At 63.3% G+C, this 15,593-nt stretch carries 14 protein-coding genes; 2 read left to right on the top strand and 12 right to left on the bottom strand.

The genetic code is table 11. From position 1 onward, the window contains the following. From AX703_RS15560 to AX703_RS15520, 9 genes are all read right to left on the bottom strand, one after another. The coding region (locus tag AX703_RS15560; protein WP_062345362.1) for an IS5 family transposase at positions 1-691 on the bottom strand (691 nt) is incomplete at its 3' end. A 30-nt stretch (positions 692-721) separates the two neighbouring features. Next, complete coding sequence (locus AX703_RS15555) at positions 722-2,644, bottom strand: TonB-dependent receptor (protein WP_156452087.1); 1,923 nt, start codon at positions 2,642-2,644, stop codon at positions 722-724. A gap of 23 nt (positions 2,645-2,667) precedes the next feature. Further along, positions 2,668-3,903, bottom strand: coding sequence for a serine hydrolase (locus tag AX703_RS15550; RefSeq protein WP_062345354.1), 1,236 nt, complete (start codon positions 3,901-3,903; stop codon positions 2,668-2,670). Between the two features lie 220 nt (positions 3,904-4,123). Then, positions 4,124-4,966: a TorF family putative porin gene (locus tag AX703_RS15545; RefSeq protein WP_039331780.1), complete on the bottom strand. Its 843-nt coding sequence runs from the start codon at positions 4,964-4,966 to the stop codon at positions 4,124-4,126. A gap of 248 nt (positions 4,967-5,214) precedes the next feature. Then, positions 5,215-6,744 carry a SulP family inorganic anion transporter gene (locus AX703_RS15540; protein WP_062345352.1) on the bottom strand — a complete coding sequence of 510 codons (1,530 nt, stop codon included), beginning with the start codon at positions 6,742-6,744 and terminating at the stop codon, positions 5,215-5,217. After that, positions 6,741-7,436, bottom strand: coding sequence for a carbonic anhydrase (locus AX703_RS15535; RefSeq protein WP_062345350.1), 696 nt, complete (start codon positions 7,434-7,436; stop codon positions 6,741-6,743). The genes AX703_RS15540 and AX703_RS15535 overlap by 4 nt, the downstream gene beginning before the upstream one ends. A gap of 117 nt (positions 7,437-7,553) precedes the next feature. Beyond that, positions 7,554-8,861 (bottom strand): ATP-binding protein, encoded by a 1,308-nt coding sequence (locus AX703_RS15530; protein WP_062345348.1) that lies wholly within the window; start codon positions 8,859-8,861, stop codon positions 7,554-7,556. Continuing rightward, a complete protein-coding gene (locus AX703_RS15525; protein WP_039331775.1) occupies positions 8,861-9,583 on the bottom strand; it encodes a response regulator transcription factor in 723 nt (240 codons plus the stop codon). Before AX703_RS15525 ends, AX703_RS15530 begins: the two co-directional genes overlap by 1 nt. Positions 9,584-9,806: 223 nt before the next feature. Continuing rightward, entirely contained in the window at positions 9,807-10,154 is a 348-nt protein-coding gene (locus AX703_RS15520) for a DOPA 4,5-dioxygenase family protein (protein ID WP_062345346.1), read from the bottom strand. Between the two features lie 174 nt (positions 10,155-10,328). Between AX703_RS15520 and acs the strand changes: the two genes are divergently transcribed. Further along, the gene (gene acs / locus AX703_RS15515; protein WP_062345344.1) at positions 10,329-12,278 is read left to right on the top strand and encodes an acetate--CoA ligase; all 1,950 of its coding nucleotides are present in this window, start codon (positions 10,329-10,331) and stop codon (positions 12,276-12,278) included. A 39-nt stretch (positions 12,279-12,317) separates the two neighbouring features. Here the strand turns inward: acs and AX703_RS15510 are convergent, their stop codons facing one another. Genes AX703_RS15510 through AX703_RS15500 form a run of 3 tightly spaced genes read right to left on the bottom strand, consistent with a single transcriptional unit; the run spans position 12,318 to position 14,585 of the window. Further along, entirely contained in the window at positions 12,318-12,611 is a 294-nt protein-coding gene (locus tag AX703_RS15510) for a polyhydroxyalkanoic acid system family protein (protein WP_062345342.1), read from the bottom strand. Continuing rightward, positions 12,611-13,366 carry a hypothetical protein gene (locus AX703_RS15505; protein WP_062345340.1) on the bottom strand — a complete coding sequence of 252 codons (756 nt, stop codon included), beginning with the start codon at positions 13,364-13,366 and terminating at the stop codon, positions 12,611-12,613. The genes AX703_RS15510 and AX703_RS15505 overlap by 1 nt, the downstream gene beginning before the upstream one ends. A 7-nt stretch (positions 13,367-13,373) precedes the next feature. Continuing rightward, the gene (locus AX703_RS15500) at positions 13,374-14,585 is read right to left on the bottom strand and encodes a toxic anion resistance protein (RefSeq protein ID WP_062345339.1); all 1,212 of its coding nucleotides are present in this window, start codon (positions 14,583-14,585) and stop codon (positions 13,374-13,376) included. Positions 14,586-14,747: 162 nt separating this feature from the next. On the opposite strand from AX703_RS15500, the gene AX703_RS15495 reads away from it, so the two are divergent. After that, complete coding sequence (locus AX703_RS15495; RefSeq protein WP_062345360.1) at positions 14,748-15,458, top strand: SDR family NAD(P)-dependent oxidoreductase; 711 nt, start codon at positions 14,748-14,750, stop codon at positions 15,456-15,458. The last annotated feature ends 135 nt before the right edge of the window (positions 15,459-15,593 follow it).

The following is a 15,593-nucleotide window of genomic DNA, read 5'->3' as shown; positions in this document are numbered from 1 at the left end:
CCCATCGGCGTGGTAGCACCTCGAAGCCCTTGGCTTTGTCGGAACGCTTGATGATCTGGATTGTCCACCTGCCCATGCCGACGAGAGCGGATCGTAGTTTGTCGCCGGCATAGCCGCCATCAGCGAACACATGGCGCAGCCAGGGGAACCGCGTGCGAACAGCGGCCAGCACATCGACAGCACCGTCGCGATCCTGAATGTCGGCGGTGTGGACGAGAATGAAGATCAGGAAGCCGCAGGTGTCTGTCAGGATGTGCCGCTTGCGGCCTTTGACCTTCTTGCCAGCGTCAAAGCCCGTAATTCCGCCACTTTCAGTGGTCTTCACCGACTGGCTATCGATCACTCCAGCACTCGGCGAGGCTTCGCGTCCTTCGATTCCCCGCAAGTTCATAACCAGCACGGTGTTGATGGCTTCAAACAGACCGGCATCGCGCCAGGCGTAAAAGTAGCGCTGCACCGTCGACACCGGCGGAAAGCACTTGGGCAAAAGTCGCCACGCACACCCGCTCGCGGCAATGTAGAGTATCGCGTTCAAAACTTCGCGCATGTCTGCCGTTCGAGGTCGGCCTCCGCGCTTGGCCGGAGGAACGAATGGCGCTGACAGCGCCCACTCCGCATCGGTCATATCCGATGGATATCGCAATCCCTCCCGGCTATGCTCACGCCGGGCAATACCAGTCCATGTCACCATTCACTCCTTCTCTTCGCAAAGAGGCGTGAATCACAACATGCTGGTATTGCTCAACAACTTTCGGTTCGGGCTCTTAGGCCCGCCGCCGGTAGTCTGGATGAAGGGGGCATAGTCGAAGCAGAACGGCGGCGCAGACGGCGTGCCCGCCGGGCACTGCGGGCCGAGGTTGGCTCCGCCGAGCTGGCGGCTGTTGACGAAAGTGACGCTCGCCAGATCCGAATCCACGAAAGCCACGTTGGCATCGAAGCCGAAGCCGCCGAAGCGCCCTTGCACTTGCGCTTCCACGCCCTTGATCTCGACAGTCGAGATGTTCTCCACGCCCGCAAAGCCCGTGCTCGGTTCCACGACGTTGAACTGGAAGTTGGCATACTTGTTGTAGAACGCGCTGATCTGGGTGCGGATGCGGTTGCGCAGGAAGGCGGATTTCCACCCCGCTTCGTAGCTGATCACGCGCTCCGGATCGAAGTTCGATGTGGGCGAATTGAAGCCGCCGGGCTTGTAGCCACGTGCAACCAGCGCATAGAGCAGGTTGTCGGCATCGACCTTCCAGTTGAGCGCGAACTTGCCGGTGGCGAGCGAGTCCTTGTGGCTGCCTGCCAGCGAGGCAACGGCCAGGCCGCCCGGAGGGAAGCCCGGAATGCCCGCGCCGATCGTCACGTCGCCATAGCCGGTGGCCTTGTAGGTGGAATAGCGCGCGCCGAGCTGGGCTTCGAGGCCCGGGACGATCTCGTAATTGCCCTGCGCGAACAAGCCCGTGGTGGTGCGCTGGTTGCCGCCGATGATATCGGTCGGAAAACCCTGCTGGTCCTGCAGGATGCGGATCGCGATATCGTTGCGCTGGAAATATCCGCCAAGGATCCAGTCGAACCGGCCTTCGGTGGGCGAGATGATGTTGATTTCCTGCGTGTAGACTTTCTCCCCCGCAAAGTAGTCTTCGGCAATGCCGCCTGGCCCCGCCGAGGCGTCGACGTCGTTCAGGGCATTGATACGCTTGTTCTGGTAGCCAGTGACCGAGCGCAGGGTGATGCCGCTTGCCAGCTCCTGCCGCAGCTCGAGGCTGGCCTGGAATGAGCGTTCGCGGTTGGCGATGGGGGTATCGAAGCTGATCGTGCGGATATCGCCCACGCGGAAGACGTCGTAAGGCGTGCCCAGGATCGGGCGATAGGCATAACCGCCCGTGTCGCGATCGTTGAACGAGACCTTGGCCACCGCCTGGAACGAGCCGGGCTTCCACATGGCAGTAAGGCGGCCGCCACCTTCGCGCAGCTTGCCCGCATCATTCCCGACCGGGCCGACGCTGGTGTAGAAGCTGTCGCGGTTGCGATAGAAGCCTGCTGCGCGCAAGCCGAAGGTGTCGGACACGGGCAGGTTCACTGCGGCTTCGGATTGAACCGAGTTGTAGTTTCCGCCGCCGAACATGGCATATCCGCCCAGCCCCTCATCCAGCAGCGGGTTCTGCGTGTTGATGAAGATTGCGCCACCCGTGGAGTTCGAGCCGACGAGCGTGCCCTGCGGCCCGCGCAGCACCTCGACGCTGGCAAGGTCGTAGAAGCTGTTGGCCTGCACGATCGGTGGCTGGAACAGGCCGTCGACATACGTCGCGACACCTGCCGTCACGCTTGGCGAATTGCTGGCAAGGCCGATGCCGCGAATATTGATCGACTGCGTGATGCCGCCATCGGAGATGGACAGCGCGGGGCTGGCGTTCTGCAGGTCGGCCAGGTTGGTCACGGCCTTGTCGGCCAGAGCGCTGGCATCGAAGGCGGTGGCGGAAACGGCGACGTCCTGGAGCTTTTCCTTGCGACGCTGCGCGGTAACGATGATTTCGCCAACGCCTTCGCTGGCCTCTTCCGGCGCGCTGGCCGTATCTTGCGCCGCTTGCGCAAAAGCGGTGCCAGGCTGGGTGACAAAGGCGAGCGTCATCGCGCAGCCCAGCGCGAACCGAGTCTTCATGGTATCCTCCCTGTTGTTATTGCTTACGGTGCCGGCTTCCACGCAGAGGCGGCGGCAAGGAACGCCATGGTTTCCTGTCCGACACTGCCTTCCGCAGGAGGGAAGTAGCTCAGCTTGACCACCACGGTCCGGCTGGCGGGATCGACGTAGACGTACTGCCCCTGCAGTCCGATGGCCGAATAGGCAGGCGAATTGGCCATCGTCCACCACTGGTAGCCATAGCCACCTTCCGGTCCGTCCTCGTGGCCGGCCGGCGCTTGGGCCACGTTGACCCATTCCTCGCTGATGATGCGCTTGCCGTTGGCCATGCCGCCATCGAGCATCATCTGGCCGAAGCGCGCCCAATCGCGCAGCGTGGCGTTGAAGCCGGCGCCGCTGAACTCGCGCCCGGTGCCGGGCTGGCCATCCATGATGTAGAAGCCATCAGCCTCGGTGCCGAGCGGTTCCCACAGCTTGCGCGCGGTATAGGCCGCCACCGAGCCCCCGCTGACCCGTTCGATCAGCCAGCCAAGCACGGCGGTGTCGATGGTCTTGTAGGCGAAGACTTCGCCGGGCTTCGACTTGCGCTTGATGGTGCGGGCGACATCGGCAAAGCGCGCGATGTTCTTGACGAGAGCGTTGATGTGGTTGGTTGCCGCGATGCCGGGATTGGCGAAGTCGTAGCGCTCCTCGTAATCGACGCCCGAACGCATCTGCAGGATCTGGCGGATGGTCACGCCATCGTAGCCGCTCCCTTTCAATTCGGGCAGATAGCGCACGATCTGATCATCGAGCGAGCTGATCAGCCCATCGGCAAGGGCTGCGCCAACAAGCGTCGAGGTCAGCGACTTGGTCATCGACCAGCCCATGAAGCGCGTGCGCTCGTTCGAGCCATTGCGATAGATTTCGGTGACAATCCGCCCGTCCTTCATGATCAGGAGAGCGTTGGTATAAGTGCGCTCAAGCGCCTGTTCGGCGGTCCAGGTCTTTCCGCCGAATGCGTAGGTGAAATCCATCGGGCGTTCGACCTTGGGCAAGGCCCACGGTGCCCCGGAATGCGCGACCGTGCGCGTGGTGAACAGCTGATCCATGTTGCGAAAGGCAAAGCTGTTCACGTCGGCGTCGTTCATGCGCCAGCGCATCACCTGCGTTGCCACCGGCACTTCCGAAGCGGGACCGGATTGCAGTTGCGCCGGCAATTGTTGCTGCGCCTGAACGGGCAGTGGCAAGGCAAGCAGTCCGGACAGCGCGGCTGCGGTCAGGCGAAATGCAAGAGTCATCGTGAACTGTCTCCCTCGTGGACGACTCGCATCGGTCGACCTCGGGAGAAAGGCTAGGCTGCGCCCGAACGCGGCGCATGAACCATTTGGTATATGCCATAACAATTTTATTCCGCCCGCTGGTGACGGGCGGAACGCACAAAGAGAAAGCCCTCCCCTCCGCATCGGAGAGAAGGGCTTTCGTCATTGATCGTCAGGTAGCGGCCAAGGGCCGGCCTGATCAGAAGGCGACAGTAGCCGAAACAACCACGCGCGAACCGGCGATCGACGAACCATCCTTGGTCGACGAGAAGTTCGGCGTCAGGTAATTGAAGTCGGTCGGGGTGAGGTCGGTATCGACATAGGCCACGCCGAGCGTGACGTTGCCGAGGGTGTAATCGGCGCCAACCAGCCAGTCGACATAATCACCGGTCGGCGAAACCGAGGTGCCTTGAGGGCCAAGGCCCTTGTTGCCGCCGGTGGTGTAGCCGATGTGGCCCTTCACGGTCAGGCCGGTGTCAGGGATACCTGCCGACGCATCGGTCCAGACATAGAGATTGTCAGCCTTGGCACCCGGATTGTCGTAAACGCCGGTGGCAGCCGAAGCACCCGAATTGTACCACTGGCCGAGAGCTTCCTGCTTGGGAGCATAGGCTGCGCCGACAAGAAGATTTGCAGGACCGACCGAGCCGGACACCTTGACGTAGGGCTCGGCGAAGTCAGTGTTGTCGAGACCGCCCGGATACATGTACCAGGTCAGGCCGACATCGACCGTCACGCCGCTGATTTCGGTCTTGTAGCCACCGATGATGTCGAGTTCCATGTTGGAACCCGCGAAGGTGCCCCAGCCTGCGAGGTTTGAACCCCAGGTGCCGACATAGAAGCCGCTTTCATGCGCCACGGTGACGCCGGCCTGAACCGCCATTTCCTTGTCAGTCATGGAAACGCCGCGGAAGCGGTAGTCCGAAACGAGAGCAGCGCTGCCCGAAACGGTGATGGCGGGGGTTTCTTCCTGCGCGAAAGCCGGAGTCGCAAAGAGTGCGAGGGCGACAGGTGCCACGGCTGCGGCGAGACGGGTCTTCATACGGAACGCTCCCTGGATAGGTTATCACGTTCCACCTGCGTCTGCCGTGCGAGCGCTTCTCAAGAACGGAGCGACGTCACTGCAGAGCCCAAAGTATTACACCCGGTTTTGCTGCACTGCAAGATAGATTCTTGTGCAAAGTGGCAAGAGCCCGCAATTTCTGCGGACTCTTGCCACCATGCGCGCAACAAGAGGGGGTGGGATGTCGCGCGCGATTTGCCAGCTTTGGCCCTGAATCAAGCCAGTGGTCAGGCGTGCGCCAGTGTCTTCAGCAACGGCGCGGGGCCCGAAACGGTCACCGCATTCCCGCGCTGCTTGCGACGCGCCAGCCACTCCGTCAGCATCTCGGCCGTGGTGTGGTCCATCGCGTGGACACGATCGAGATCGACGTGGACAGGCTTGGCAACCGGAACCTGCTCGAGAGCATTGGTGAGGCGCGTGAGACCGAGGAAAGTGGCCGCGCCTTCCAGTTCAAGCCGCACGGTTTCGCCCACGGTCTGCTCGCCCACGCGGAAGCGCAGGTTACGCAGGTGCGGAACAAGTTCGAGCGCAGACAGCGCAAGACCGACGAGCACACCAGTCAGGAGGTCGGTCGTCACGACGAGTGTGAAGGTCGCGACCCAGATCAGAGCTGGCATGAAGCCGTGCACCTCAAAGAGGCGGCGAACCTGCTTGATGCTGACCAGCTTCCATCCGGTGACCACGAGAACGCCGCCCAGCGCCGCCATCGGCACTTCGCGCAGGATAAAGGGCAGCAGGGCCACAAAGCCGAGTATCCACACTCCGTGCATGACCGCAGACATTCGGGTCATCGCACCCGCCTGAACGTTGGCCGAACTGCGCACGATCACGCCCGTCATCGGCAGCGCGTTGACCACACCGCAAAGCAGGTTGCCGACACCCTGCGCCCGCAATTCCTTGTTGTAGTCCGTCCGCACGCCATCGTGCATCCGGTCAACCGCTGCGGCCGAAAGCAGGGTTTCAGCGCTGGCGATGAAGGCGATGGCAATCGCCGAGACGATCAGCGAGCCGTTGGTCAGCGGAGCAAGAAAGTCCCCACCGGGCAGAGCGAAGGCAGCACCGATCGAATCCGGAACGGCAATCCGCGCCACGTCGAGCCCGAGGCCCCACGCCACGCCTGTCGCCGCCAGCACGCCAAGCAGCGCGCCCGGGACCAGGCCAAGCCTTGCCGGCTTGAGCTTTTCCCACGCCAGCATCGTACCGATGGTGAGCAGGCCGAGCATGAGGGCGAGTTCCGTCGAACGCAGATCGAACGGGGTCAGGCCAAGCACGCGCGCTGGCATCATGGCAAGATTGTCAATGCCGTTGGAAAGCGGCTTGGCGTCGAACAGGATATGGAACTGCCCGATCACGATCAGCGCGCCGATCCCGGCCAGCATGCCATGGACCACTGCAGGCGAGATCGCGCGGAACACGCCGCCCAGCCTGGCCACACCCGCCACGACTTGCAGGGCGCCGGCCAGCACCAGTACCGGCCCGAGAGCGGACAGGCCATTGTCGCGAACGAATTCGAAGACGATCACGGCAAGGCCCGCGGCCGGCCCGCTTACCTGCAGCGGCGAACCGGCGAGGAGGCCAACGACGATCCCGCCGATGATCCCGGTGACCAGCCCTTTCTCCGGCGGCACGCCGGAAGCAATGGCGATCCCCATGCACAAGGGCATGGCGACAAGGAACACCACGATCGACGCGGTGAAATCGCGCACGAAGTAGCGGGAGAGCCCGCCACCGGCACCGTCGGCAGTGGCGGCTGTCATTCTGCAGCCTCGGCGATCCAGGTGTCGAGAATGCGGCGCGACCGGGCGGGAAGCGCCACGGGCAGGGGCTTGTCTTCGCGCAGCGGCACGAACTCGCCAGTCTCGCCATCGAGACCAAGCACCATGCCGGCACTGATGTCGACGAACCAGCCATGCAGCGACATTTCACCCTTGGCAATCGCCGTCGCCACCGAAGGATGAGTGCGCAGGTGATCAAGCTGGACGATCACGTTCTGCAGGCTGACCGCACGGCCGCGCTCATCGGTGCCGAGGTGGGGCGAGCAGCTTGAAACGACGCTTTCGGCTGCGGCACCATGACGCAACCACGCAACCACATTCGGCATGCCTTCCGGCAGCGTCGGCGCGGAGAGCGCCTTCATCGCGCCACAGTCGGAATGGCCGCAAACGATGATGTCACGCACGCCAAGCGCCATGACCGCGTATTCGACGGTCGAGGTCACGCCGCCGTTCATCGTCGCGTAGGGCGGAACCATGTTTCCGGCATTGCGGCACACGAACAGCTCGCCCGGCTGGGCCTGCATGATCTGTTCGGGAACAATGCGCGAGTCCGCGCAAGAAATCATCAGTGCCTTGGGGGACTGCCCCTCGCTCACGAGCTTGCCGAACAGTTCGCGGCTGTCGGGGAAAATGGTCTTTTCGAAGCTAAAGACACGTCCGATAAGTTCGTTCACGGTGCTGGACCTTTCACTAGAATCGACAACCGACTGAGGTCGCCGGGAAACTAGTCAAAGTATGTGTCGCATCTTTCCGCATAAGCGCGGGCGTGTAACGAACTGTTTCGCAACCCTTCAGCTGATCGCCAACGGGAAACGGACCGTGACGCGGAGCCCTCCCGTGGGCCGGTTGCGCAATTGCAAGGTGCCATTGTCCAGCTGGATTGCCCGGCGCACGATGGCGAGGCCAAGGCCCATTCCCGGTGTGTCCCGGGCACGCGCCGTGTCCAGACGGACGAACGGCTGCAGAACATCCTCGATCCGCTCGGCCGGAATGCCGGGGCCATCGTCATCGAACTGTAGCTCGGCCGCCCCGTCAACGCGCCGCACGGTAACCCGCACGTTGCCAGCGTAATGGAGTGCATTCTCGATCAGATTGGAAAGAGCACGCCGCACCGAGACGGGACGCGCCATGATCTCGAGGCTTTCAAGCCCGTGAAAGGTGGCATCGGCGCCATTGTCGGCCGCCGTGTCCACCAGAGTCTGCGCCATGACGGCAACGTCAATACGCTCTGCCGGCAAGCGACTCCCACCGGATTCGACGAAGGCCTGCAGCGATTCGAGCATGTGTCGCATCTCGCCAAGGTCAGCGCTCATGCCCTCGCGCGTTTCCTCGTCAAGATCGAGGCTTTCGACGCGCAGTTGCATTCGCGAGAGCGGCGTGCGCAGATCATGCCCGATTGCCAGCATGGACTGCGTGCGATTGGTCATGGATTCATAGACGCGTTGCTGCATCTCATTGAAGGCATGGATCAGGTCGCGCACTTCCGCCGTGCCTTGTTCGGAAAGAAGTTGCGGCGGCCCCGAACCAACCGTTTTCGACGCCCGGACCAGCGTCCGCAACGGCGCCAGCGTGGCCCGAAAAAGGACCCAGGCCAGCAGCACGAGGGCCAAGGTCGGCATCATCAGCGTGAGGATGCGCCCGGCATTGAGTGTCCAGGCATCGCTGGCATAAGTCTGGAACTGCACGACGCTGCGGTCAGGCAAGATCAGCGAACCGGTGACATTGCCGGCGACGGCAACCGGTTTGAGATGCAAGTGCAAGTCGGCACGGCCGAGTTCGGGTGCGTCTTCTATGATCTGTTCGCGCAAGCGTGAAAGCTGGATGGAACCGCTTGGACGCTTGCCTGACGGCTGCCAGTCGAGCGCGAACCGGGCCGAACTGAGATCCCTGGCAACCTGCTGGCGTTCGGTAACCGGCGCACGCTCGATCGCACGCGTTGCGATGATCAGGTTCTCGGCAACGCGCGCGGCATCATCCTCGCGCAGCGCGAACTGGCTGGCACGATCGAACAACAGGGTATTGGCCGCAAAATCGACCAACGCGACAAGCAGCAGGATTGCCAGCAGCCGCTCGGGCAGGCCAAAGCGGCGCGACAGCATCAGGCGCGCTGCACTTCGGCCTTGAACATGTACCCCACGCCGCGAACCGTCACGATCGGGGCATTGCCTCCGGCCGCCGAGAGCTTGCGCCGCAGGCGACTGACCAGCACGTCGACGCTGCGATCCGAACTGTCACCCAGACGGGTTCGCGAGAGTTCGATCAGGCGTTCGCGCCCCAGTACGCGCTGCGGCTGCCCGATGAACGTGGCCAGCAGATCGAATTCGGCCCCCGTCAGGTCAACCATCGCGCCGCTGGGCGAATGCAGTTCGCGCCGGGCCATCGAGACGGACCAGCCGTCAAAATGGATGTCGCCGCTCCGGCTGCCCGTATCGCCAGCGGTATCGGTGACGGCGTTTGCCCCGCGACGCAGCACCGCGCCGATCCGGGCTACCAGTTCGCGCGTGCTGAACGGCTTGGGCAGATAGTCGTCTGCGCCCAGTTCAAGCCCGAGGACGCGATCCTCCTCGCTGCCGCGAGCGGAGACGAAGATGATGGGCACGTCGCTTTGCTTGCGCAGGCGGCGGAACAGCTCGATCCCGCTCGTTCCCGGCAACATGATGTCGAGCACGACCAGGTCGGCCGGCTCGCTTTCCAGCGCAACCCACATTTCTGCGCCAGTGGCAGCAGTGCGGACATTGTAGCCGTTTTCCCGCAGGGCACGCGCGGTCAGCGTCCGCAGCGGCCCGTCGTCTTCCACAAGTACGATTGATGGAGATTGCATAAAGCTCCGGCGCGGTTGCAGCAACACGGTGCACGATAGCAGCGACGCCCGTGGTGCCAAGGTTGAAGAACAGGCACTATGGTGACGTTTGCTGGGGAAAACCGGCGGTTTGGCGCCCTGTTTGCGCCTGCCCGATCCGTTCGCCCCCGCAGACCGACAAGTCCTCTAGCTGAAGGCACCGTTTTGCGCGTAACGGGCGGCAATGCGACAAAATATTGCTGATTTACATTTTTGACTGAATTGATCCGAATTGAGCAAGGTTCAGAGCCTCGCTATCGCCCAACCACATGACATGGCGTGTGTGATCGTCCAGATCGTTGCCGCTGTTGCCGTGGCAGAAGATCGTGAAGTGCCCGCGATTTTGCATCATCCAGGCAATGGCCGGGCCGATTCGCTCCGCCTGAATCGTCAGCTGGCAAGAGCCTCGCGGATGCGGGCCAACCGGACGAGCATGCACTCGCCCCATTGCGACGCCAAGTTCGTCGCGCATTCGCGTGCACAGCGCGCCCGCTTCGCCTGCTTCCGCAGGATCGAAATAGACGTGCGCGTGATAGTCGGCGAAGGTTTGCATTTCCTGCTATTGCGTCAAGCGCTTGCCAATCGCAACATCGTGCTGCCAAGGGCTTATGGAGCGCCTTGCCGCTTCGGCGGAGTCGGCAGATATCTACGACTATTGTCCAAAAGCCCAAACGGCCGGCACACGGTAGACACGCGGGCAAGAGAAAGTTTCGAGGAGGGTTTGAACATGGGCGAAGCAGTCTATCCGGTCCCTGCAGAATGGGCCGAGAACGCCCTTGTCGATGAAGCGGGCTACTTCGAGATGTACCGCCAGTCGGTGGAATATCCCGAAGCGTTCTGGGCCGAACACGGCAAGCGGCTAGACTGGATCAAGCCCTTCACCAAGGTGAAGAACACTTCCTATCACGAAGCCGATTTCGGCATCCGCTGGTTCGAGGACGGCACGCTCAACCTCTCTGCCAACTGCCTTGACCGCCACCTGGCAGAGCGCGGCGATCAGATCGCCATCCTGTGGGAGCCGGACAGCCCGGCCACGCCCCATCGCGAGATCACTTACCGCGAGCTGCATGAACAGGTCTGCCGCTTTGCCAACCTGCTCAAGGCACAAGGGGTGAAGCGCGGGGAGCGCGTCACGATCTACCTGCCGATGGTGCCCGAAGCCGCCGTCGCTATGCTTGCCTGCGCCCGCATCGGCGCGATCCACTCGATCGTCTTTGCAGGTTTTAGCCCCGATGCCCTTGCCGGTCGCATCATCGACTGTGACAGCCGCATCGTCCTGACGTCTGACGAAGGCCTGCGCGGCGGCAAGAAGGTCCCGCTCAAGGCCAACGTCGACGAAGCGCTCAAGCAGTGTCCGGGCGTCGACAGTGTCATCGTGCTGCGCCACACCGGTGCCGACGTGCCGATGGTTGAAGGCCGCGACGTTGATTGGGCCACCGGCGTTTCGGCGCAAAGCGCGGACTGCACGCCGGAGGAGATGAATGCGGAAGACCCGCTGTTCATCCTCTACACTTCAGGCTCCACCGGCAAGCCCAAGGGCGTGCTGCACACCACCGGCGGCTACTCGGTCTGGGCCTCGATGACCCACCAGTACGTGTTCGATTACCGTCCCGGCCAGATCTACTGGTGCGCGGCCGACATCGGCTGGGTCACCGGCCACTCCTATGTCGTCTACGGACCGCTCGCCAACGGCGCGACCACCGTGATGTTCGAAGGCGTGCCGAACTTCCCCGATCCCAGCCGCTTCTGGCAGGTGGTCGACAAGTTCAAGGTCGAGATCTTCTATGGGGCTCCCACAGCCCTGCGCGCCCTGATGCGCGAAGGCGATGACTGGGTGAAGCAGACCAGCCGCGCCTCGCTGCGCCTGCTGGGCTCGGTGGGTGAGCCGATCAATCCCGAGGCCTGGGAATGGTATCACAAGGTCGTGGGCGACAGCCGCTGCCCGATCGTCGACACCTGGTGGCAGACCGAAACCGGCGCGGCGATGATCACCCCGCTGCCGGGCGCCACGCCGCTCAAGCCCGGCTCGGCCAGCCGCCCGTTCTTCGGCGTGAAGCCCGCCCTTGTCGACAATGAGGGCAACTTCCTCGAAGGTGCGACCGACGGCTGCCTGGTCATCACCGACTCATGGCCCGGCCAGATGCGCACCGTGTGGGGTGATCACGAGCGCTTCTTCCAGACCTATTTCAGCACCTTCAAGGGCCTCTATTTCACCGGTGACGGCTGTCGGCGCGACGAGGACGGATACTACTGGATCACCGGCCGTATCGACGACGTGATCAACGTCTCGGGCCATCGCATGGGCACCGCCGAGATCGAAAGCGCGCTGGTTGCCCACGCCAAGGTTGCCGAAGCCGCGGTCGTCGGCATGCCGCACGACATCAAGGGCCAGGGCATCTACGCCTTCGTTACCTGCAATGCCGAGGTCGAGCCGGACGAGGCGCTGCGCAAGGAACTGATCCAGTGGGTGCGCCACGAAATCGGCCCGATCGCCACGCCCGACGTGATCCAGTTCGCCCCTGGCCTGCCCAAGACCCGCTCGGGCAAGATCATGCGCCGCATTCTGCGCAAGATCGGCGAGAACGACATGTCGAACCTTGGCGATACCTCGACGCTGGCCGATCCCAGCGTGGTCGACAACCTCGTCGCCAACCGCCCGCAACTGGAAAAGGCCTGATCTGGAGAGGGCGCGGCCTTCAGGGCTGCGCCCCTGGCTTCACGTCAGCAGCTTGCCGCTCTTCTCGCGGATCACGCCTTCGATCATGCGCTTGGCAAAGCCTAGGCTGGCGGGAATATCCACCTCGACCACCAGCTCCTTCTCGGCCAGTTCCACTCCGCAATCGAGCGTGTAGCCCATCGCGCTGACGGTCATCACCATGTGGTCGTCATCGGTGAAGGCGCTGCTAACGGTCGCCATGCCATCGGCCTTGGCCGCCGCCTGCGCAGCCTTCTCGCGCAGGCGGCGGCGCGCTTCGTCACGGTCGAGCGAGTGGGGAATGGCGATACGCATCAGTAGACCTTCGGAGCTTCAAGCTGTGGCGCGGCCTCTAGACCCTCACCGTAGCGATAGTCCAGATAGCGTCCGCGCACGGCCAGCGCATCGAGATCGCCCGCCGCCAGCTGCCGCGTGATCTCGTCGATTTCCTTGCTGATCTTGGCAAGACCATCGGCCAGCTGCTGATCGGCATTGCGCCCGCCGCGCTCCTCGCGCCGCAGGTGCTGCGGAATCTTGCGGTAGCTTTCGACCATGCCCGGCAGATGCTCGCCCACCAGCTTGCGCACTTCGACGGCCGCAGGCTCTGCCGGGTCGATGCCTTCCAGCTGCAACCCCAGCCCATCGAGCTGCACGCCGATCTGGTCCACCAACTGCACTGCAGGCGCAGGCAGCGCCGGACGCTGCGCCTCAAGCCACAGTTCGGTCCGCCCGACCATCGTGCGAACATCGCCGGTGTTCAGTGCAGAAAGATCAGGGACCTTCATCTTCGGATATTTCGCGAAGAATGCCAGCGCAGCAATGATCGCCAAGCCCAGCACCATCACCCCGGTAACGCCGATGCCATCGAGGACCATCCCCGCCACCATCGCACCCACCAGCAGCACGCCGACCGACATCGCCATGCGCGCGGCCTTCTTGCCGAAGTGCTGGCGCTTCAGTTCGGCCGAACGCTTGCCGATGCTGCGTCGCCCCCCTGCCTGCTGGCGCACCAGCGAGGAGCGCGCTTCGGCAAGGATACGGTCGCTGTCATGTGCCGAGGAATTGGCCATGCGCTGCTCAGCCCTCCAGCGTCAGCAGCGGCGAGGTTTCCGGGCCGGCCAGCTTGGCCTGCGCCGCACCTTCCGCCCGCGCGATGTAGCCTTTCGACTTCTCGACCTCGCCCGAAAGCGTGTCGACGGTCTGCTTCATCGCGTCCAGCGCCTTGAGCTTGAAGGTATCGATCGTGTCCATCGTGTCGTAGATGTTCTGGAAGGCGCGCTGCAGCGTCTCCAGCGGGATCGTGCTCGAAGCGGCCATCTCGTGGATCTTGCCGGTCTGCTCGCGCAGCAACTTGCCGGTGGAATCGATCATGTTCGCCGTCGTGGTGTTGAGCGCGGTGATCTGCTGCAGCACCAGCCGCTGGTTGGTCATCGCCTGCGCCACGGTCACCGCCGTGCGCAGCGCTGCCACCGTCGTGGTGCTCGCACGGTCCACGCCCTTTACCAGTTCGACGTTGTTCTTCTTGACCAGATCGAGCGCGAGATAGCCCTGCACCGTCACCGCCATCTGCGTCAGCAGGTCCTGCGTGCGCTGGCGGGTATAGAACAGCGCGCTTTCGCGGATCGCCTTGGCCTTGGCCGGATCGGTATGGTCGAGGTCGGCGGCAGCCTCCTCAAGCTTGGCGTCGAGCGTCCTGGAGATGTGGATCATCTGCTCGAGATTGCCCATCGCTTCCCACAGCTTCTGGCGCTCGACGTCGATACCGGCGTTGTCCATCAGCAGCTCATCCTTGCCCGAGGCCAGGCGTTCGAGGATCGTCTTGATGTGCCCCTGCGCCGAGGTGTAGCCGTCGAAATACTTCTTCAGGCTGTTGCCGAAGGGGATGATCCCCAGGAACTTGCGGCCTGAAGACAGGTTGCCCTGCCGGCCGGGATCGAGGTCCTCGATCGTCCGGCGCAGCGCGGCAAGGTCGGCGCCGACGCCTGTATCCTTGTCCATCGCACGGATCGGCCGGTCGAGAAACCGGTTCGACATGCCCGCTGCCTGCGAAATCTCCTTGCGGCCCATGTTGGTAAGCTGGTCGACCTTCTTGCCGAATTCCGGGCTCTGCGCGTCGACCGAGATGAGGTCAGCCACGAAGGCATCGACCTTGGCCTCCAGCTTGGACCGGTTCTCGTCCGACACCGGCACCAGTCCTGCCGCCTGCGCGGGCGCGACCACCGGCACCGGATCGGGCGGGGTCAGGCTGATCGGGGTCATCGTCGCGGTTTCGGTCGGTGTGGAAGCCATCGTGCTGGGACTTTCGGAATTGAACGCGTTCAACGGTATCTTTGGCAACATGGTATGTCGCGCGGCTGCGCGCAAGCTGTCTTATACTCGCAACACAGCACCATGCCTTGGGTCATATCGACGGAGCGTTGCCACAGGTCCATCAACGGCGTGATGACCATGATGAAACGTTGCGCCGTATTCGGCGCGAGCGGCGGCATCGGCGCCGCCCTGACCGCCCTCCTCGCCGCGCGTGAAGACGTGCAAGCAGTCCACGCCCTGTCGCGTAGCGGCGGCGCGGGCCATGGCAAGGTCGTGGCCCACCGCTTCGACCTGCTCGACGAAAGCTCGATCTCCGCGGCCTGCGAATGGATCGGCACGCCGCTCGACCTTGTGATCGTGGCGACCGGCCGTCTGGTTCGCGAAACCGGCGAAGGCCCCGAAAAGTCATGGCGCGCACTCGATGCGGGCGCGATGGCCGAGCTCTACGCCATCAATACCATCGGCCCTGCCCTCATCGCCCGCCACACCCTGCCCCTGCTGCCCAGGGACCGCCCTGCCGTCTTTGCCGCCATCTCCGCCCGGGTCGGCTCGATCAGCGACAATAGCCTCGGCGGCTGGCATTCGTACCGTTCTTCCAAAGCGGCGCTGAACATGCTCGTCAGGAACCTGGCGGTCGAACTCGCCCGCACGCACCCGCAGGCCGTGGCCGTCACGCTGCATCCCGGCACGGTTGACACACCCCTGTCCCGCCCGTTCCAGCGTGGTGTTCCGGCAGAAAAGCTGTTAACGCCTGAGCGGTCGGCGCGGCATCTGCTCGACGTGATCGACGGCCTGACGACAGCGCAATCCGGCAGGTTGATGGCCTGGGATGGCGCGGAGATCCCGTTCTGACGGCCAGGCCGCACCTCGACTTATCGAAAGTGAATCCAAAATGGAGCGGCCCGACGCGGACTATTGCGACGAGAGGCTCTAGGGTGCCTTGAAGCTCGCTGTAATTCCGCGCCGTGTTCTCTTTCCGAAGAACGG

The organism is Novosphingobium sp. CCH12-A3 (assembly GCF_001556015.1).
In the GTDB taxonomy this organism is placed as follows: Bacteria; Pseudomonadota; Alphaproteobacteria; order Sphingomonadales; family Sphingomonadaceae; genus Novosphingobium; species Novosphingobium subterraneum.
Note: the sequence above shows the minus strand (reverse complement) of the source record. Positions and strands in the feature narration are given on the sequence as shown.